Below are 19234 nucleotides of genomic sequence, written 5' to 3' on the forward strand. Positions count from 1 at the left end.
GATTCCGCAACCGTGGCTTCCACGAACGACCTCAAGAACGGCATGGTGCTCAAGCTCGAAGGCGGCCAGCTCTGGTCCGTCGTCGAGTTCCAGCACGTCAAGCCCGGCAAGGGCCCGGCCTTCGTGCGCACCAAGCTCAAGAACGTGCTCTCCGGCAAGGTCGTCGACAAGACCTTCAACGCCGGTGTCAAGGTCGAGACGGCCACTGTCGACAAGCGCGACATGCAGTTCTCGTACATGGACGGCGAGTACTTCGTCTTCATGGACATGGAGACCTACGACCAGCTGCACATCGACCGGAAGGCCGTCGGCGACGCCGCGAACTTCCTGGTCGAGGGCTTCACCGCCACCGTCGCGCAGCACGAGGGCGAGGTCCTCTTCGTCGAGCTGCCCGCCGCCGTCGAGCTGACCATCGCCGAGACCGAGCCGGGCGTCCAGGGCGACCGCTCCACCGGTGGCACCAAGCCCGCCACCCTGGAGACCGGCCACCAGATCCAGGTCCCGCTCTTCATCACCACCGGTGAGAAGATCAAGGTCGACACCCGCACCAGCGACTACCTCGGCCGGGTGAACAGCTAACCGTGGCTGCCCGCAACACGGCCCGCAAGCGCGCCTTCCAGATCCTCTTCGAGGGCGACCAGCGCGGCGCCGACGTCCTGACGGTCCTCGCGGACTGGATCCGGCTCTCCCGGTCCGACACCCGGCAGCCGCCGGTCAGCGAGTACACGATGCAGCTGGTCGAGGGCTACGCGGAGCACGCGAAGCGGATCGACGAGCTGATCGCCCAGTACGCGGTGGGCTGGACGCTCGACCGGATGCCGGTCGTGGACCGCAACATCCTGCGGCTGGGCGCGTACGAGCTGATCTGGGTCGACGAGACCCCGGACGCCGTCGTCCTGGACGAGATGGTGCAGCTGGCGAAGGAGTTCTCGACCGACGAGTCGCCCTCGTTCGTCAACGGTCTGCTGGGCCGCCTGAAGGAACTCAAGCCGTCCCTGCGCCGGGACGAGGCGTAACCGCCCGACAGTCAACGCCGGAGGGCCCGCAGCACGCCTGTGCTGCGGGCCCTCCGGCGTGTGCCGTACCGGCGCTGAAACGCCGCCGGGGTGGCCGGAACCGTAGAGTTCCGGCCACCCCGGCGGCACGTTTCTGCTGAGGCGTGTGCGGGCGGTTACGCCTCTTCGTGCGTCGCCACCGCACGGCGCGCGTCCGCGTCCAGGACACCCCAGCTGATCAGCTGCTCGGTGAGGACCGAGGGGGACTGGTCGTAGATGACGGCGAGTGTGCGCAGGTCGTCCTGGCGGATGGAGAGCACCTTGCCGTTGTAGTCACCGCGCTGGGACTGGATCGTCGCCGCGTAGCGCTGCAAGGGGCCCGCCTTCTCGGCCGGCACGGTGGCCAGCCGCTCCAGGTCCAGGACCAGCTTCGGCGGCGGCTCGGCGGCGCCGCCCGGCGTGGTGCCCGGCAGGAGCTCCTGGACCGGAACGCCATAGAAATCGGCCAGCTCGGCCAGGCGCTGCACGGTCACGGCACGGTCGCCGCGCTCGTACGAACCGACCACCACGGCCTTCCAGCGACCCTGGGACTTCTCCTCGACACCGTGGAGGGAAAGGCCCTGCTGGGTGCGGATGGCCCGGAGCTTGGCCCCGAGCTGTTTGGCGTATTCGCTGGACATATAGCTCCCCGGACACTGTGTCGACGCGGCCGGCTGCTTTCCCGCCGCGCGGCTGGTAACTCACTGTGAGGTTACGCAGCGTGACTCTGGTGCGTCAAGCCGAATGGTCCACACCGACTCTTCCGTGGTAGCGGCCATCGATTGGGCCAAGCGGATGACAGGGGGGCGGCCGAGGCCGGTCAGGTGACCTGCTACGGTGGATGGCGCAATTCCGACGTCCTTTAAGGTCCGTCCCGTGAGGCGGAGAAGGAGGTCCGTTTCGTATGGACAAGAACATCACGCCTGCGCATCCGCAAGCGTCCGATGCGCGGCCCGTTCTCGAAGGCCCCGACATCGCACGGGTGCTCACCCGTATCGCCCACGAGATCGTCGAGCGCGCCAAGGGCGCCGACGACGTGGTGCTCCTCGGCATCCCGACCCGCGGCGTCTTCCTCGCCCAGCGGCTCGCCGCCAAGCTGGAGCAGATCACCGACCGCGGGGTCCCGGTCGGCTCGCTCGACATCACCATGTACCGCGACGATCTGCGCATGCATCCGCCGCGCGCGCTGGCCCGCACCGAGATCCCCGGTGACGGCATCGACGGCCGGCTGGTCGTCCTCGTCGACGACGTGCTCTTCTCCGGGCGCACCATCCGCGCCGCCCTCGACGCCCTGAACGACATCGGGCGCCCGCGCGCGGTGCAGCTCGCGGTCCTGGTCGACCGCGGCCACCGCGAACTGCCCATCCGCGCCGACTACGTCGGCAAGAACCTCCCCACGTCGCTGCGGGAGACGGTCAAGGTCCAGCTCGCCGAGGAGGACGGTCGCGACACCGTGCTGCTCGGTGTGAAGCCGGCCGCTCAGTAGCAAGTCAGGCGCACGGCCGCCCCGGCGTGCCGTGAACACGCGCCCGCCTGCCCGAAATCTCCCGAATGAACTGCCTTACGGAGCCTGACAGATGCAGCGTCATCTCATCTCGGCCGCCGACCTCACCCGCGACGACGCCGTCCACATCCTCGACACCGCCGAGGAGATGGCCCGGGTCGCGGACCGGCCGATCAAGAAGCTGCCGACCCTGCGCGGCCGGACGATCGTCAACCTCTTCTTCGAGGACTCCACGCGCACGCGCATCTCCTTCGAGGCCGCCGAGAAGCGCCTGTCCGCGGACGTGATCAACTTCTCCGCCAAGGGGTCCTCGGTGTCCAAGGGCGAGTCCCTGAAGGACACCGCGCAGACCCTGGAGGCCATGGGCGTCGACGCCGTGGTCATCCGGCACGGCGCCTCCGGAGCCCCCTACCGCCTGGCCAACTCCGGCTGGATCGACGCGGCCGTCATCAACGCCGGCGACGGCACCCACCAGCACCCCACCCAGGCCCTGCTGGACGCCTTCACCATGCGCCGCCGGCTCATCGGCCGCGACGCCGGGCTCGGCCAGGACCTGTCCGGCAAGCGGATCACCGTCGTCGGCGACGTCCTGCACAGCCGGGTCGCCCGCTCCAACGTGGACCTGCTGCACACCCTCGGCGCCGAGGTCACCCTGGTCGCCCCGCCCACCCTGGTGCCGGTCGGCGTCGACTCCTGGCCGTGCGTGGTCTCGTACGACCTCGACAGCACGCTGCCCAAGTCCGACGCCGTGATGATGCTCCGCGTCCAGCGCGAGCGCATGAACGCCGCCTTCTTCCCGACCGAGCGCGAGTACTCGCGGCGCTACGGCCTCGACGGCGACCGCATGGCCAGGCTGCCCGAGCACGCCATCGTGATGCACCCCGGCCCCATGGTGCGCGGCATGGAGATCACCGCCGAGGTCGCCGACTCCGACCGCTGCACCGCCGTCGAGCAGGTCGCCAACGGCGTCTCCATCCGGATGGCCGTCCTGTACCTGCTGCTCGGCGGCAACGAGCCTGCCGTCACCCACTCTCGTACCGAGGAGAAGTAAGACACATGAGCAAGATCCTGATCCGTGGTGCGAAGGTGCTCGGCGGCGCGCCGCAGGACGTCCTGATCGACGGCGGGACCATCGCCGAGGTGGGTGAGGGCCTGTCCGCCGAGGGCGCCCAGGTCGTCGAGGCCGGCGGCAAGGTGCTGCTGCCGGGCCTGGTCGATCTGCACACCCACCTGCGCGAGCCGGGCCGCGAGGACTCCGAGACCGTCCTCACCGGCACCCGCGCGGCGGCGAGCGGCGGCTACACGGCCGTCTTCGCCATGGCCAACACCTTCCCGGTCGCCGACACCGCCGGTGTGGTCGAGCAGGTCTGGCGGCTCGGCCAGGAGCACGGCTACTGCGACGTCCAGCCCATCGGCGCCGTCACCGTCGGCCTGGAGGGCAAGAAGCTCGCCGAACTGGGCGCCATGCACGAGTCCGCCGCCGGCGTCACCGTCTTCTCCGACGACGGCAAGTGCGTGGACGACGCCGTGATCATGCGCCGCGCGCTGGAGTACGTGAAGGCCTTCGGCGGTGTCGTCGCCCAGCACGCGCAGGAGCCGCGGCTCACCGAGGGCGCCCAGATGAACGAGGGCGTCGTCTCCGCCGAGCTGGGCCTGGGCGGCTGGCCGGCCGTCGCCGAGGAGTCGATCATCGCCCGCGACGTCCTCCTCGCCGACCACGTCGGCTCCCGCGTCCACATCTGCCACCTGTCGACCGCCGGCTCCGTCGAGATCGTCCGCTGGGCGAAGTCCCGGGGCATCCAGGTCACCGCCGAGGTCACCCCGCACCACCTGCTGCTGACCGACGAGCTGGTGCGCACCTACAACCCCGTCTACAAGGTCAACCCGCCGCTGCGCACCGAGCGCGACGTGCTGGCCCTGCGCGAGGCGCTCGCCGACGGCACGATCGACATCGTCGCCACCGACCACGCCCCGCACCCGCACGAGGACAAGGACTGCGAGTGGGCCGCCGCCGCCATGGGCATGGTCGGCCTGGAGACCGCGTTGTCAGTGGTCCAGGAGACCATGGTCGACACGGGCCTGCTGGACTGGGCCGGCGTCGCCGACCGTATGTCCTTCAAGCCCGCGCGGATCGGACGGGCCACCGGCCACGGCCGCCCCGTCTCGGCTGGTGAGCCCGCCAACCTCACCCTGGTCGACACGGAATACCGTGGCCAGGTGGACCCCGCGGGCTTCGCCTCGCGCAGCCGCAACACCCCCTACCAGGGGCGTGAGCTGCCGGGCCGTGTGACGCACACGTGGCTGCGGGGCAAGGCCACGCTCGTCGACGGGAAGCTCACGTGACACCTGTAATCCTGCTGGCCGAGGCGAAGAAGTCGGCCGAGGTCACCGACTGGGGGGCCCGCATCGGCTGGCTCGTCGGACTGGCCCTCATCATCGCGCTGGTCTACTGGCTGATGCGCGAGGGCTGGAAGTGGCGCGGCACCCTCCAGAGCGACCTGCCCGAACTGCCGGGCGCGCCGGAGGAGACCGGCCCGGCCAGACTGAGGATGAGCGGCCGCTACCACGGCTCCACCACCGCCGGACAGTGGCTGGACCGCATCGTCGCCCACGGCCTGGGCACCCGCAGCCGGGCCGAGCTCACCCTGACCGACGCGGGCCTGGAGGTCGAGCGCCCCGGCGCGACCGACTTCTTCGTCCCCGCGTCGGCCCTGCGCGGAGCCCGGCTGGACAAGGGCATCGCCGGCAAGGTCCTCACCGAGGGCGGACTGCTGGTGGTGACCTGGGCGCTCGGCGACAAGCTGATCGACTCGGGCTTCCGCTCCGACCACGCGGCCGAGCACACCGAGTGGGTCGACACCCTGAACCAGATGATCAACGACACGGAAGGCGCGCGATGACGACCTCCACCAGGGGAAGCTCCTCTCAGAGGAACCAGGTGCTTCCCGCCGTACTCGTCCTGGAGGACGGCCGCATCTTCCGCGGCCGCGCCTACGGGGCCGTGGGGGAGACCTTCGGCGAGGCCGTGTTCTCCACCGGCATGACCGGCTACCAGGAGACCCTCACCGACCCGTCGTACGACCGCCAGATCGTCGTCGCGACCGCCCCCCAGATCGGCAACACCGGCTGGAACGACGAGGACGACGAGTCCGGCCGCATCTGGGTCTCCGGCTACGTCGTGCGCGACCCCGCGCGCGTGCCGTCCAACTGGCGGGCCAAGCGCTCCCTGGACGACGAGCTGGAGCGGCAGGGCGTGGTCGGCATCTCCGGCATCGACACCCGGGCCCTCACCCGCCACCTGCGCGAGCGCGGCTCCATGCGCGCCGGCATCTTCTCCGGCCAGGCCGTCGCCCCCGACGCCGAGCTGCTGGAGCGCGTACAGGCCCAGCCGCACATGAAGGGCGCGAGCCTCTACGAGGAGGTCGCGACCAAGGAGGCGTACGTCGTCCCGGCGGTCGGCGAGAAGCGGTTCACGGTCGCCGCCATCGACCTCGGCATCAAGGGCATGACCCCGCACCGCATGGCCGAGCGCGGCATCGAGGTGCACGTCCTGCCCGCCACCGCCACGGCCGACGACGTCTACGCCGTCGACCCGGACGGGGTGTTCTTCTCCAACGGCCCCGGCGACCCGGCGACCGCCGACGGCCCGGTGGCGCTGATGTCCGCCGTCCTGGAGCGGAAGACGCCGCTGTTCGGCATCTGCTTCGGCAACCAGATCCTCGGCCGCGCCCTCGGCTTCGGCACCTACAAGCTGAAGTACGGCCACCGGGGTATCAACCAGCCGGTCCAGGACCGTACGACCGGCAAGGTCGAGGTCACCGCGCACAACCACGGCTTCGCCGTGGACGCGCCGCTCGACAAGGTCAGCGAGACCAGGTTCGGCCGCGCCGAGGTCTCCCACGTCTGCCTCAACGACGACGTCGTGGAGGGGCTCCAGCTGCTCGACCAGCCCGCCTTCTCCGTCCAGTACCACCCCGAAGCGGCGGCCGGCCCGCACGACGCCGCCTACCTCTTCGACCGCTTCGTCTCCCTGATGGAGGGCCAGCGTGCCTAAGCGCACCGATATCCAGTCCGTCCTGGTCATCGGCTCCGGCCCGATCGTCATCGGCCAGGCCGCCGAGTTCGACTACTCCGGCACCCAGGCGTGCCGCGTGCTCAAGGCCGAGGGCCTGCGCGTCGTCCTCGTCAACTCCAACCCGGCGACGATCATGACCGACCCGGAGATCGCCGACGCCACCTACGTCGAGCCGATCACCCCCGAGTTCGTCGAGAAGATCATCGCCAAGGAGCGCCCCGACGCCCTGCTGCCCACCCTGGGCGGCCAGACGGCCCTGAACACCGCCATCTCCCTGCACGAGAACGGCGTCCTCGCCAAGTACGGCGTGGAGCTGATCGGCGCCAAGCCCGAGGCGATCCACAAGGGCGAGGACCGCGACCTGTTCAAGGAGGTCGTGGAGGAGGTCCGCTGCAAGATCGGGCACGGCGAGTCCGCCCGCTCGGTCATCTGCCACTCCATGGACGACGTCCTCAAGGGCGTCGAGACCCTCGGCGGCTACCCGGTCGTGGTCCGCCCGTCCTTCACCATGGGCGGCGCCGGCTCCGGCTTCGCGCACGACGAGGAGGAGCTGCGCCGCATCGCCGGCCAGGGCCTCACGCTCTCCCCGACCACCGAGGTGCTCCTGGAGGAGTCCATCCTCGGCTGGAAGGAGTACGAGCTGGAGCTGATGCGCGACAAGAACGACAACGTCGTGGTCGTCTGCTCCATCGAGAACTTCGACCCGATGGGCGTGCACACCGGTGACTCCATCACCGTCGCGCCCGCGATGACGCTGACCGACCGCGAGTACCAGATCCTGCGGGACATCGGCATCGCCGTCATCCGCGAGGTCGGCGTCGACACCGGCGGCTGCAACATCCAGTTCGCGGTGAACCCCGAGGACGGTCGCGTGATCGTCATCGAGATGAACCCGCGCGTGTCGCGTTCCTCGGCGCTCGCCTCCAAGGCGACCGGCTTCCCGATCGCCAAGATCGCCGCCAAGCTGGCCGTCGGCTACACCCTGGACGAGATCCCGAACGACATCACGCAGGAGACCCCCGCCTCCTTCGAGCCCACGCTCGACTACGTGGTGGTCAAGGCCCCGCGGTTCGCCTTCGAGAAGTTCCCGCAGGCCGACTCCACGCTGACCACCACCATGAAGTCGGTCGGCGAGGCCATGGCCATCGGCCGCAACTTCCCCGAAGCCTTCCAGAAGGCCCTGCGGTCGCTGGAGAAGAAGGGCAGCCAGTTCGCCTTCACCGGCGAGCCCGGCGACAAGGAGACCCTGCTGCGTGAGGCCGTACGGCCCACCGACGGCCGGATCAACACGGTCATGCAGGCCATCCGCGCGGGCGCCACCCCCGAGGAGGTCTTCGAGTACACGAAGATCGACCCCTGGTTCGTGGACCAGCTCTTCCTGATCAAGGAGATCGCGGACGAGCTGGCCGAGGCCCCGGAGCTGACCCGCGACCTGCTCGCCGAGGCCAAGCGGCACGGCTTCTCCGACCAGCAGGTCGCCGAGATCCGCGGCCTGCGCGAGGACGTCGTCCGCGAGGTCCGGCACGCCCTCGGCGTCCGCCCGGTCTACAAGACGGTCGACACCTGCGCCGCCGAGTTCGCCGCGAAGACGCCGTACTTCTACTCCTCCTACGACGAGGAGACCGAGGTCGCGCCGCGCGAGAAGCCCGCCGTGATCATCCTGGGCTCCGGACCGAACCGCATCGGCCAGGGCATCGAGTTCGACTACTCCTGCGTCCACGCCTCCTTCGCGCTGTCCGACGCCGGGTACGAGACCGTGATGGTCAACTGCAACCCGGAGACCGTCTCCACGGACTACGACACCTCCGACCGCCTCTACTTCGAGCCGCTGACGCTGGAGGACGTGCTGGAGATCGTCCACGCCGAGCAGCAGGCCGGCCCGATCGCGGGCGTCGTCGTCCAGCTGGGCGGCCAGACGCCGCTGGGCCTCTCGCAGGCCCTGAAGGACAACGGCGTGCCGATCGTGGGTACGTCCCCCGAGGCCATCCACGCGGCCGAGGACCGGGGCGCCTTCGGCCGGGTCCTCGCGGAGGCGGGCCTGCCGGCGCCCAAGCACGGCACGGCCACCACCTTCGCGGAGGCCAAGGCCATCGCCGACGAGATCGGCTACCCGGTCCTGGTCCGGCCGTCGTACGTCCTCGGCGGACGCGGCATGGAGATCGTCTACGACGAGACCCGCCTCGCCTCCTACATCGCCGAGTCGACCGAGATCAGCCCCTCCCGGCCGGTCCTCGTCGACCGCTTCCTGGACGACGCCATCGAGATCGACGTCGACGCGCTCTACGACGGCGAGGAGCTGTACCTCGGCGGCGTCATGGAGCACATCGAGGAGGCCGGCATCCACTCCGGCGACTCGGCGTGCGCCCTGCCCCCGATCACCCTCGGCGGCTTCGACATCAAGCGGCTGCGCGCCTCCACGGAGGCCATCGCCAAGGGCGTCGGCGTGCGCGGCCTGATCAACATCCAGTTCGCGATGGCCGGCGACATCCTGTACGTCCTGGAGGCCAACCCGCGCGCCTCCCGCACCGTCCCCTTCACCTCGAAGGCGACCGCGGTGCCGCTGGCGAAGGCCGCCGCCCGGATCTCCCTGGGCGCGACCATCGCCGAGCTGCGCGCCGAGGGCCTGCTGCCGAAGAACGGCGACGGCGGCGAGCTGCCGCTGGACGCGCCGATCTCCGTCAAGGAGGCCGTGATGCCGTGGTCGCGGTTCCGCGACATCCACGGCCGCGGCGTCGACACCGTCCTCGGCCCGGAGATGCGCTCCACCGGCGAGGTCATGGGCATCGACTCGGTCTTCGGCACGGCGTACGCCAAGTCGCAGGCGGGCGCCTACGGCCCGCTGCCCACCAAGGGCCGCGCGTTCATCTCGGTCGCCAACCGCGACAAGCGCTCGATGATCTTCCCGGCGCGCGAGCTGGTCGCGCACGGCTTCGAGCTGCTCGCGACCTCCGGCACCGCCGAGGTCCTCAAGCGCAACGGCATCAACGCCACGGTCGTGCGCAAGCAGTCCGAGGGCGTCGGCCCGAACGGCGAGCGGACCATCGTCCAGCTCATCCACGACGGCGAGGTCGACCTCATCGTCAACACCCCGTACGGCACCGGTGGCCGCCTCGACGGCTACGACATCCGTACGGCGGCCGTGGCGCGGTCCGTGCCGTGCCTGACGACCGTCCAGGCGCTCGCGGCGGCCGTCCAGGGCATCGACGCCCTCAACCACGGTGACGTGGGCGTCCGCTCGCTCCAGGAACACGCGGAACACCTGACCGCGGCCCGCGACTAGCAGCCCCGAGGGGGACACCGGAAACGGTGTCCCCCTCTTCGTGAGGACACCATGTACAAGATCTTTTTCAAGCTGGTCTTCCAGCGCATGGATCCCGAGAAGGCCCATCACCTGGCCTTCCGCTGGATCCGCCTCGCCGTCCGCGTCCCGGTGCTGCGCACCTTCGTCGCCGCCGCCCTCGCGCCCCGCCACAAGGAGCTGCGCACGGAGGCGTTCGGACTGCGCATGCACGGCCCGTTCGGGCTCGCGGCCGGATTCGACAAGAACGCGGTGGCCATCGACGGGATGTCGATGCTGGGCTTCGACCACGTCGAGATCGGCACGGTGACGGGGGAGGCGCAGCCCGGCAACCCCAGGAAGCGGCTGTTCCGGCTCGTCGCGGACCGCGCGCTGATCAACCGCATGGGCTTCAACAACGACGGCTCCCTTGCCGTGGCGGCCCGCCTGGCCACCCGTGAACCGGTCTTCAGGACGGTGGTCGGCGTCAACATCGGCAAGACCAAGGCCGTCCCGGAGGCGGAGGCCGTCGCCGACTACGTGAAGTCCGCCGAGCGCCTCGCGCCGTACGCGGACTACCTGGTCGTCAACGTCTCCTCGCCGAACACGCCCGGTCTGCGGAACCTCCAGGCGGTGGACCACCTGCGTCCGCTGCTCACCGCGGTGCGCGGGGCCGCCGACCGCACGGTCGCGAACCGGCGCGTCCCGCTGCTGGTGAAGATCGCCCCCGATCTCGCCGACGAGGACGTCGACGCGGTCGCCGACCTCGCCGTGGAGCTGGGCCTGGACGGCATCATCGCCACCAACACCACCATCGCGCGCGACGGCCTCGGCCTGCGGTCCCCCGCCGCGCTGGTCAAGGAGACCGGCGGCCTGTCCGGCGCCCCGCTCAAGGAGCGCTCCCTGGAGGTCCTGCGCCGCCTGTACGCGCGCGTGGGCGACCGGATCACCCTGGTGGGCGTCGGCGGCGTCGAGACCGCCGAGGACGCCTGGCAGCGCATCCTGGCCGGTGCCACGCTGGTCCAGGGCTACAGCGCCTTCGTCTACGAGGGCCCCTTCTGGTGCCGCGCGATCCACAAGGGCCTCGCCGCCCGGCTGCGCACCAGCCCGTACGCCACCCTCGCCGACGCGGTCGGCGCCGACGTGAGGAAGCCCGCATGAGCCCGTTGGAGCCCTTCGGCGCCCGGCTGCGCCGCGCCATGGACGAGCGCGGGCCGCTGTGCGTCGGCATCGACCCACACGCCTCCCTGCTCGCCGAGTGGGGCCTGGACGACGATGTCGCCGGCCTGGAGCGGTTCAGCCGCACGGTCGTCGAGGCCGTGGCCGACCGGGTGGCCGTCCTGAAGCCGCAGAGCGCCTTCTTCGAGCGGTTCGGCTCCCGCGGCCTCGCCGTCCTGGAGAAGTCGGTCCAGGAGGCGCGCGCGGCGGGCGCCCTGGTCGTGATGGACGCCAAGCGCGGCGACATCGGCTCGACCATGGCCGCCTACGCCGAGGCGTTCCTCCGCCCCGGCGCCCCGCTGTTCTCCGACGCCCTGACCGTCTCGCCGTACCTCGGCTACGGCTCGCTGAGCCCGGCCGTCGCGCTCGCCCGGGAAAGCGGGGCCGGCCTGTTCGTGCTGGCGCTGACCTCGAACCCGGAGGGCGGCGAGGTGCAGCACGCGGTCCGCGCCGACGGCCGGACCGTCGGGGCGACCGTGCTGGCCCACCTGGCGGCCGAGAACGCGGGGGAGGAGCCGCTGGGCTCCTTCGGCGCGGTCGTCGGTGCCACGCTCGGCGACCTGTCCTCGTACGACCTCGCTGTCAACGGCCCGCTCCTCGCGCCGGGCATCGGTGCCCAGGGCGCGACCCCGGCCGACCTTCCCCGGGTCTTCGGGGCGGCCGTCCGCAACGTCGTGCCCAACGTCAGCCGGGGTGTTCTGCGTCACGGTCCCGACGTCAGGGCGCTGCGCGGGGCGGCGGAGCGGTTCGCGGAGGAGATCCGGGCGGCCGTCGCCGGTGTCTGAACCCCGGCTGCGCGCTCGGCTGAGCGGGATCACGCCGACTTGAGGGTGAATACATCCTCAAATCAGGGGCATTATGTCTGAAATGTCCAGCCTGACGGAGGCTGACCAGGACTTTTCCGCTGTTCTCGCTGACTCTGGCGGACTTGCCCGCTAGTCTCCGAGCAGTGGGGGCACCTCCCGCGCCCCTCAAACAGTGGGGGAGGACGGGCAGCGTGTTGCTCGTGGCTCCCCAGGTGTGGGGCGACTAGGTTCCTCACCGGTCCGTATCCGACAGTTCGACATCCGAGGTGACGTAGGCGTGGCTCTTCCGCCCCTTACCCCTGAACAGCGCGCAGCCGCGCTCGAAAAGGCCGCCGCGGCTCGCCGGGAGCGGGCCGAGGTCAAGAATCGACTCAAGCACTCCGGCGCCTCCCTGCACGAGGTCATCAAGCAGGGCCAGGAAAACGACGTCATCGGCAAGATGAAGGTCTCCGCGCTGCTGGAGTCCCTGCCGGGCGTGGGCAAGGTCCGCGCCAAGCAGATCATGGAGCGTCTGGGCATCTCCGAGAGCCGCCGCGTGCGCGGTCTCGGTTCCAACCAGATCGCCTCCCTGGAGCGTGAGTTCGGCAGCACCGGCTCCTGAGTCCGCCGCCCGGCGGACCGGGAGTCCCGGGCACTCCGGGATTGCTGGAATAATCGCTGCATGAGTGAACGTCCGCGGCTGACCGTGCTCTCCGGCCCCTCGGGGGTCGGCAAGAGCACGGTCGTCGCCCATATGCGCAAGGAACACCCCGAGGTCTGGCTCTCGGTCTCGGCGACGACCCGCAAGCCGCGCCCCGGCGAGCAGCACGGAGTCCACTACTTCTTCGTCACCGACGAGGAGATGGACAAGCTGATCGCCAACGGCGAACTGCTGGAGTGGGCCGAGTTCGCCGGCAACCGCTACGGCACCCCCCGCGCGGCGGTGCTGGAGCGGCTGGAGAACGGCGAGCCCGTCCTGCTGGAGATCGACCTCCAGGGCGCCCGGCAGGTCCGCGAGTCCATGGCCGACGCCCAGCTGGTGTTCCTCGCTCCGCCCTCCTGGGAGGAGCTGGTGCGCAGGCTGACCGGCCGGGGGACCGAGCCGCCCGAGGTCATCGACCGCCGCCTGGCGGCGGCGAAGACCGAGCTGGCGGCCGAGCCGGAGTTCGATACGACCTTGGTCAACACCTCCGTCGAGGACGTGGCCCGCGAGCTGCTAGCCTTGATGGACGTTGTGTGATCGTGACTGTGATCACGATGTCTGATTCTTTCCCATCCATCGGAAGGTAGAGCGTGTCCTCTTCCATCACCGCGCCCGAGGGCATCATCAACCCGCCGATCGACGAGCTTCTTGAGGCGACCGACTCGAAGTACAGCCTCGTGATCTACGCGGCCAAGCGTGCCCGCCAGATCAACGCGTACTACTCCCAGCTCGGTGAGGGCCTCCTGGAGTACGTGGGGCCGCTCGTCGACACCCACGTGCACGAGAAGCCGCTGTCGATCGCCCTGCGCGAGATCAACGCAGGTCTGCTGACCTCCGAGGCCGTCGAGGGCCCGGCGCAGTAGTACTTTCAGATTGCGACTGACTTATCCACAGGCCCGGCAGTCATGCTGCCGGGCCTGTGGTGTGTCATGGGTGGTGCAGATTCTCGAATGCGAGGAGCCATGGTGGACAAGCCGAAGGTCGTGCTGGGGGTCAGCGGTGGCATCGCCGCCTACAAGGCCTGTGAGCTGCTGAGAAGGTTCACGGAGTCGGGCCATGACGTCCGCGTCGTGCCGACCGCCTCCGCGCTGCACTTCGTCGGCGCCGCCACCTGGTCCGCGCTGTCCGGCAACCCCGTCGCCACCGAGGTCTGGGACGACGTCCACCAGGTGCCGCACGTCCGCATCGGCCAGCACGCCGACCTGGTCGTCGTGGCCCCGGCCACCGCCGACATGCTCGCCAAGGCCGCCCACGGCCTCGCCGACGACCTGCTGACCAACACCCTCCTCACCGCCCGCTGCCCGGTCGTCTTCGCCCCGGCGATGCACACCGAGATGTGGGAGCACCCGGCCACCCAGGAGAACGTGGCCACGCTGCGCCGCCGCGGCGCCGTCGTCATCGAGCCCGCCGTCGGCCGCCTCACCGGCGTCGACACCGGCAAGGGCCGGCTGCCGGACCCGGCGGAGATCTTCGAGGTGTGCCGCCGGGTGCTGGCCCGCGGTGTCACCGAGCCCGACCTCCAAGGGCGGCACGTCGTCGTCTCCGCCGGTGGCACCCGCGAGCCGCTGGACCCGGTGCGCTTCCTCGGCAACCGCTCCTCCGGCAAGCAGGGCTACGCCCTCGCCCGCACCGCCGCGGCCCGTGGCGCCCGGGTGACCCTGGTCTCCGCCAACGCCGGCCTGCCCGACCCGGCGGGCGTGGACGTCGTCCGGGTCGGCACCGCCGTGCAACTGCGCGAGGCCGTCCTCAAGGCCGCCGCGGACGCCGACGCCGTGGTGATGGCCGCCGCCGTCGCCGACTTCCGCCCGGCCGTCTACGCCATCGGGAAGATCAAGAAGAGGGACGGCCAGGACCCGGACCCGATCGTCCTGGTGCGGAATCCGGACATTCTCGCGGAGCTCTCCGCCGACCGCGCCCGGCCGGGACAGGTCGTCGTCGGCTTCGCCGCCGAGACCGACGACGTCCTCGCCAACGGCCGCGCCAAGCTCGCCCGCAAGGGCTGCGACCTGCTCGTGGTCAACGAGGTCGGGGAGGCCAGGACCTTCGGCTCCGAGGAGAACGAGGCCGTGATCCTGGGTGCCGACGGCAGCGAGACCCCGGTGCCCCACGGACCCAAGGAAGCCCTGGCCGACACCGTCTGGGACTTGGTCGTACGGCGTCTGGCCTAATGCCGGCCAGGCGATCGGGCGAACTCGACGTCAAGGTCACCCAGCGCCGAAATCAGGTGTGGCGGCCCTGGCCAAGGCCGCTCGTCATTGTGCAGAATGCCCGTGCCGCAGGTCACAGCGCTCCCGAGAGGCGAGACAGTGGCCCGCCGGTCGAGTGCGACAGATAAACTGTTCACGGTCGACGCCAGGCGCAGCCCAGCGTCGACCGTAAATGATCAGCCAGCAGCCGCTGCAACCACAGGGAGCGTTGTGTCCCGTCGCCTGTTCACCTCGGAGTCCGTGACCGAGGGTCACCCCGACAAGATCGCTGACCAGATCAGCGACACCATTCTCGACGCGCTCCTGCGCGAGGACCCGTCTTCCCGGGTCGCCGTGGAGACGCTCATCACCACCGGCCTGGTGCACGTGGCCGGCGAGGTGACGACGAAGGCGTACGCGGACATCGCGACCCTCGTCCGCAGCACGGTCCTGGGGATCGGCTACGACTCCTCCAAGAAGGGCTTCGACGGCGCCTCCTGCGGTGTCTCGGTGTCCATCGGCGCGCAGTCCCCGGACATCGCGCAGGGTGTCGACGCGGCGTACGAGGCCCGGGTCGAGGGTGACGAGGACGAGCTGGACCGGCAGGGCGCGGGCGACCAGGGCCTGATGTTCGGCTACGCGTCCGACGAGACGCCGACCCTGATGCCGCTGCCGATCTTCCTGGCGCACCGGCTGTCCAAGCGCCTGTCCGATGTCCGCAAGAACGGCACGATCCCCTACCTGCGTCCGGACGGCAAGACGCAGGTCACCATCGAGTACGACGGCGACAAGGCCGTCCGCCTGGACACGGTGGTGGTCTCCTCCCAGCACGCCTCCGACATCGACCTGGAGTCGCTGCTCGCCCCGGACATCCGCGAGTTCGTGGTGGAGCCGGAGCTGAAGGCCCTGCTGGAAGAGGGCATCAAGCTGGACACCGAGGGCTACCGGCTGCTGGTCAACCCGACCGGCCGCTTCGAGATCGGCGGCCCGATGGGCGACGCCGGCCTGACCGGCCGCAAGATCATCATCGACACCTACGGCGGTATGGCCCGGCACGGCGGTGGCGCCTTCTCCGGCAAGGACCCGTCCAAGGTGGACCGCTCGGCGGCGTACGCGATGCGCTGGGTGGCGAAGAACGTGGTGGCGGCGGGCCTGGCCTCCCGCTGCGAGGTCCAGGTCGCCTACGCGATCGGCAAGGCCGAGCCGGTGGGCCTGTTCGTGGAGACCTTCGGCACCCACAAGATCGAGCCGGAGAAGATCGAGAAGGCGATCGACGAGGTCTTCGACCTCCGCCCGGCCGCGATCATCCGCGACCTCGACCTGCTCCGCCCGATCTACGCCCAGACGGCGGCCTACGGCCACTTCGGCCGCGAGCTGCCCGACTTCACCTGGGAGCGCACGGACCGCGTGGACGCCCTGCGCAAGGCCGCGGGCCTGTAACCCCGGCCCACCCGTTGTCGTCGAGGCCCGGCTCCCTTCGGGGGGCCGGGCCTCGGCGTCTCCGCCGGCCGGCGGAGACGGCCGCGTTGTCAGTGGGGTTTGCAAGAATGCAAGCGTGAGCAGCGAGAACGGGTCGGGAGGTGGCGGGGCCGAGGGGGCGCCGCCGGAGCAGCTCGCGCTCATCCGGGAGAGCGTGCGGAAGGCGAACGTGCCGCGCGCCAAGCCCCGGACCTGGCGGGGGGCCGCGCTCGCCGAGGAGCTGCCCGTCGCACGGGTGCTGGTCGACAAGGGCGTGCTGCACCTCGACCGGTACTTCGACTACGCCGTGCCCGCGGAGCTGGACGCGGACGCCCGGCCCGGGGTGCGGGTGCGGGTGCGGTTCGGAGCCGGGCGGCACCGGGTGCGCGACGGACGCCGGGAGGGCGGCGGGCTCATCGACGGCTTCCTCGTCGAGCGGCGCGCCGAGTCCGACTACTCCGGACCGCTGGCCGCGCTCGCCCAGGTCGTGTCGCCCGAGCCGGTGCTGAGCGAGGAACTGCTCGGCCTCGCCCGGGCCGTCGCCGACCGGTACGCGGGCAGCCTGGCCGATGTCCTCCAGCTGGCCGTGCCCCCGCGCAGCGCCCGCGCCGAGCAGCGCCCGTCCCCCGAGCCGCTGCCCCCGCCCCCGGCACCGGAGCACGGCTCCTGGGGCCGGTACGAGCACGGGGGCGCCTTCCTCGACGCCCTGGCCTCCGGCGGGGCGCCCAGGGCCGTGTGGAACGCGCTGCCGGGACCGCTGTGGAGCGAGGAGCTGGCCCGGGCCGTCGCCGCCACCCTCGCCTCCGGGCGCGGCGCCCTCGTGGTCGTACCGGACGGGCGCTCCGCCGCGCGCGTGGACGCCGCGCTCACCGCGCTGCTCGGCACCGGCCGGCACGCGCTGCTCACCGCCGACGCCGGGCCCGAGAAGCGGTACGCGCAGTGGCTGGCGGTGCGGCGCGGTTCCGTGCGTGCCGTCGTCGGGACCCGGGCGGCGATGTTCGCGCCCGTCCAGGATCTGGGTCTCGTCGCGATCTGGGACGACGGGGACGACAGCCACAGCGAGCCGCACGCCCCGCAGCCGCACGCCCGCGACGTCCTCCTGCTGCGCGCCGCACTCGACAAGTGCGCCTTTCTGCTGGGCAGTTGGAGCTGCACCGTGGAGGCCGCCCAGCTCGTCGAGAGCGGCTGGGCCCGGCCGTTGGCCGCCGGGCGGGAGCAGGTGCGCCGGACCGCGCCCCTCGTCCGGACGGTCGGGGACGACGACCTCGCGCGTGACGAGGCCGCCCGCGCCGCGCGGCTGCCCACGCTCGCCTGGCAGGCGGCCCGTGAGGGGCTGCGGCACGGGCCGGTGCTGGTGCAGGTGCCCCGGCGTGGTTACGCGCCCCGCATGGCCTGTGCCCGGTGCCGGGCGCCCGCCCGGTGCCGGCACTGCTCCGGACCGCTCCAGGGACAGGACGCGGGCGTCCTGCGCTGCGGGTGGTGCGGGCGCGACGAGGGCGCCTGGCACTGCCCGGAGTGCGGCGGCTTCCGGCTCCGCGCCCAGGTCGTGGGCGCGCGCCGGACCGCCGAGGAACTGGGGCGGGCCTTCCCCGCCGTACCGGTGCGCACCTCGGGGCGCGAGCATGTGCTGGACACCGTCCCGGACGCGCCCGCGCTGGTCGTCAGTACCCCGGGCGCGGAACCGGTCGCCGAGGGCGGTTATGCGGCGGCCCTGCTGCTGGACGGCTGGGCCATGCTCGTACGACCGGACCTGCGGGCCGGCGAGGACGCGCTGCGCCGGTGGATCGCGGCCGGAGTGCTGGTACGGCCCCAGAGCGAGGGCGGCACGGTGGTCGTGGTGGCCGAGCCGACCCTGCGGCCCGTCCAGGCGCTGGTGCGGTGGGACCCGGTCGGGCATGCCGTGCGGGAGCTGGCCGAGCGGGCCGAACTGGGCTTCCCCCCGGTGTCCCGGATGGCGGCCGTGTCCGGGCCGCCCGCGGCCGTCGCCGAGTTCCTGGCGGCGGTCGACCTGCCGCCGGACGCCGAGGTGCTGGGACCGGTGCCGCTGCCCCCGTCCCCGCCCGGCGGAGCACGCAGACCCGGCGCCCCGCCGCCCGGCGAACACTGGGACCGGGCCCTGGTCCGCGTACCACCGGGCAGTGGCTCGGCACTGGCCACGGCCCTGAAGACCGCGCAGGCGGCGCGGATGGCCCGGGGGAGCGGGGAGGCGGTCCGGGTGCGGATCGATCCGCCGGACATCGGGTGACGGGCGCGCGCCGAGCCGGTGAGGACACCGGCTCACACGACGGTCCGGCCGGGCGGGAGGACACACCTGCCCTCCCGGACCTGGCCCGGGAGGGCAGCGGTGAGGGGGGTGTCAGCCGTTGCGGGGGCCCGGGAAGGCCGTCGGGCGGGCGTCGTCGCGCAGGGTCGGGCTGCCCGCGGTCGGCTGGGTGGGCATGGAGCGGGCCGCGGGGACCGTGGGCAGCCCGGTGGTCACATTGATCGTGCGGGTGCCGGACGGCTCCGGCGCCCGCTCCGCCTCCGCCGCCTGGGCCGCGGCGCGGCGGGCGCCGTACCGGCGGTGCACCGCCTGCTTGGTGACCCCGAGCGCGGAGCCCACCGCGTCCCACGAGAAGCCGAGCGAGCGGTCGAAGTCCACGGCGGCCGTGACCAGGGTCTCGACACTGTCCCGGAGTTCCTGGGCGAGGCGGACCGTCGGGGCGGGAGCGCGTCCGTAGACGACGAAGCCCGTGGACGGGCCGGAGCGGCGCGGGCGGTAGACGTTGCCCAACTGGGCGGTGAGCGTGCGCAGCGCGTCCACCTGCCGGCGGACCCTCTCGATGTCCCGCACCAGCAAGTGCAGGCTGGCCCGGGCCTGGGCGTCGTGGGTTGCGTGGTCGGCCATGAACAAGCCTCTCGAACCGGCGTTGAAAGGAATTGGGCCGCGAAAGGGGCCCGATGTGGTCAACTCTGTCTTGACCAACGCGCTTGCGCTCCGCTGGTCACGGGGTG

Annotated in this window: 17 protein-coding genes and 1 pseudogene; 16 read left to right on the forward strand and 2 right to left on the reverse strand. The window is 71.5% G+C overall.

What is annotated here, in order from left to right:
• The first annotated feature begins 12 nt into the window (after positions 1-12).
• Both efp and nusB read left to right on the forward strand, forming a co-directional pair.
• Positions 13-579 (forward strand): elongation factor P, encoded by a 567-nt coding sequence (efp, locus tag AQJ11_RS30890; RefSeq protein WP_014671526.1) that lies wholly within the window; start codon positions 13-15, stop codon positions 577-579.
• Positions 580-581: 2 nt separating this feature from the next.
• A complete protein-coding gene (nusB, locus tag AQJ11_RS30895) occupies positions 582-1016 on the forward strand; it encodes a transcription antitermination factor NusB (RefSeq protein WP_014671525.1) in 435 nt (144 codons plus the stop codon).
• A 155-nt stretch (positions 1017-1171) separates the two neighbouring features.
• Here nusB and bldD read toward each other — a convergent pair whose 3' ends face one another.
• On the reverse strand, positions 1172-1675 hold the full coding sequence (gene bldD / locus AQJ11_RS30900) for a transcriptional regulator BldD (RefSeq protein WP_014671524.1): 504 nt from the start codon (positions 1673-1675) through the stop codon (positions 1172-1174).
• Between the two features lie 263 nt (positions 1676-1938).
• On the opposite strand from bldD, the gene pyrR reads away from it, so the two are divergent.
• The 14 genes and pseudogenes from pyrR to AQJ11_RS30970 all read left to right on the forward strand — a co-directional run bounded on the left by pyrR (position 1939) and on the right by AQJ11_RS30970 (position 18485).
• A complete protein-coding gene (gene pyrR, locus AQJ11_RS30905; protein ID WP_014671523.1) occupies positions 1939-2520 on the forward strand; it encodes a bifunctional pyr operon transcriptional regulator/uracil phosphoribosyltransferase PyrR in 582 nt (193 codons plus the stop codon).
• A gap of 91 nt (positions 2521-2611) precedes the next feature.
• Positions 2612-3589, forward strand: a complete 978-nt coding sequence (locus AQJ11_RS30910) for an aspartate carbamoyltransferase catalytic subunit (RefSeq protein ID WP_059265362.1) — start codon at positions 2612-2614, stop codon at positions 3587-3589.
• 5 nt (positions 3590-3594) lie between these two features.
• Positions 3595-4881 (forward strand): dihydroorotase, encoded by a 1287-nt coding sequence (locus AQJ11_RS30915; RefSeq protein ID WP_059265363.1) that lies wholly within the window; start codon positions 3595-3597, stop codon positions 4879-4881.
• On the forward strand, positions 4878-5438 hold the full coding sequence (locus AQJ11_RS30920; RefSeq protein ID WP_059265364.1) for a PH-like domain-containing protein: 561 nt from the start codon (positions 4878-4880) through the stop codon (positions 5436-5438). Before AQJ11_RS30915 ends, AQJ11_RS30920 begins: the two co-directional genes overlap by 4 nt.
• Positions 5435-6592, forward strand: coding sequence for a glutamine-hydrolyzing carbamoyl-phosphate synthase small subunit (carA, locus tag AQJ11_RS30925; protein WP_059265365.1), 1158 nt, complete (start codon positions 5435-5437; stop codon positions 6590-6592). The genes AQJ11_RS30920 and carA overlap by 4 nt, the downstream gene beginning before the upstream one ends.
• Positions 6585-9893: a carbamoyl-phosphate synthase large subunit gene (gene carB / locus AQJ11_RS30930; protein WP_059265366.1), complete on the forward strand. Its 3309-nt coding sequence runs from the start codon at positions 6585-6587 to the stop codon at positions 9891-9893. Before carA ends, carB begins: the two co-directional genes overlap by 8 nt.
• Positions 9894-9944: 51 nt before the next feature.
• A complete protein-coding gene (locus tag AQJ11_RS30935; protein WP_014671517.1) occupies positions 9945-11051 on the forward strand; it encodes a quinone-dependent dihydroorotate dehydrogenase in 1107 nt (368 codons plus the stop codon).
• Positions 11048-11893, forward strand: a complete 846-nt coding sequence (gene pyrF, locus AQJ11_RS30940; RefSeq protein WP_059265367.1) for an orotidine-5'-phosphate decarboxylase — start codon at positions 11048-11050, stop codon at positions 11891-11893. The genes AQJ11_RS30935 and pyrF overlap by 4 nt, the downstream gene beginning before the upstream one ends.
• A gap of 298 nt (positions 11894-12191) precedes the next feature.
• Positions 12192-12515 carry an integration host factor gene (locus tag AQJ11_RS30945; RefSeq protein WP_003977346.1) on the forward strand — a complete coding sequence of 108 codons (324 nt, stop codon included), beginning with the start codon at positions 12192-12194 and terminating at the stop codon, positions 12513-12515.
• A 27-nt stretch (positions 12516-12542) separates the two neighbouring features.
• A pseudogene (gene gmk / locus AQJ11_RS30950) lies at positions 12543-13133 on the forward strand (guanylate kinase); the annotation flags it as partial.
• 53 nt (positions 13134-13186) lie between these two features.
• A complete protein-coding gene (rpoZ, locus tag AQJ11_RS30955; RefSeq protein ID WP_003982715.1) occupies positions 13187-13459 on the forward strand; it encodes a DNA-directed RNA polymerase subunit omega in 273 nt (90 codons plus the stop codon).
• Positions 13460-13561: 102 nt separating this feature from the next.
• Entirely contained in the window at positions 13562-14764 is a 1203-nt protein-coding gene (gene coaBC / locus AQJ11_RS30960; RefSeq protein ID WP_059265420.1) for a bifunctional phosphopantothenoylcysteine decarboxylase/phosphopantothenate--cysteine ligase CoaBC, read from the forward strand.
• A 249-nt stretch (positions 14765-15013) separates the two neighbouring features.
• The gene (metK, locus tag AQJ11_RS30965; protein ID WP_058079832.1) at positions 15014-16222 is read left to right on the forward strand and encodes a methionine adenosyltransferase; all 1209 of its coding nucleotides are present in this window, start codon (positions 15014-15016) and stop codon (positions 16220-16222) included.
• Positions 16223-16337: 115 nt separating this feature from the next.
• Complete coding sequence (locus AQJ11_RS30970) at positions 16338-18485, forward strand: primosomal protein N' (RefSeq protein ID WP_059265368.1); 2148 nt, start codon at positions 16338-16340, stop codon at positions 18483-18485.
• Positions 18486-18596: 111 nt separating this feature from the next.
• On the opposite strand, the gene AQJ11_RS30975 is transcribed toward AQJ11_RS30970, so the two are convergent.
• Positions 18597-19127 carry a hypothetical protein gene (locus AQJ11_RS30975; RefSeq protein WP_041665026.1) on the reverse strand — a complete coding sequence of 177 codons (531 nt, stop codon included), beginning with the start codon at positions 19125-19127 and terminating at the stop codon, positions 18597-18599.
• Between the last annotated feature and the right edge of the window lie 107 nt (positions 19128-19234).

It is taken from the genome of Streptomyces corchorusii (assembly GCF_001514055.1).
GTDB classification, from domain to species: Bacteria; Actinomycetota; Actinomycetes; order Streptomycetales; family Streptomycetaceae; genus Streptomyces; species Streptomyces olivaceoviridis.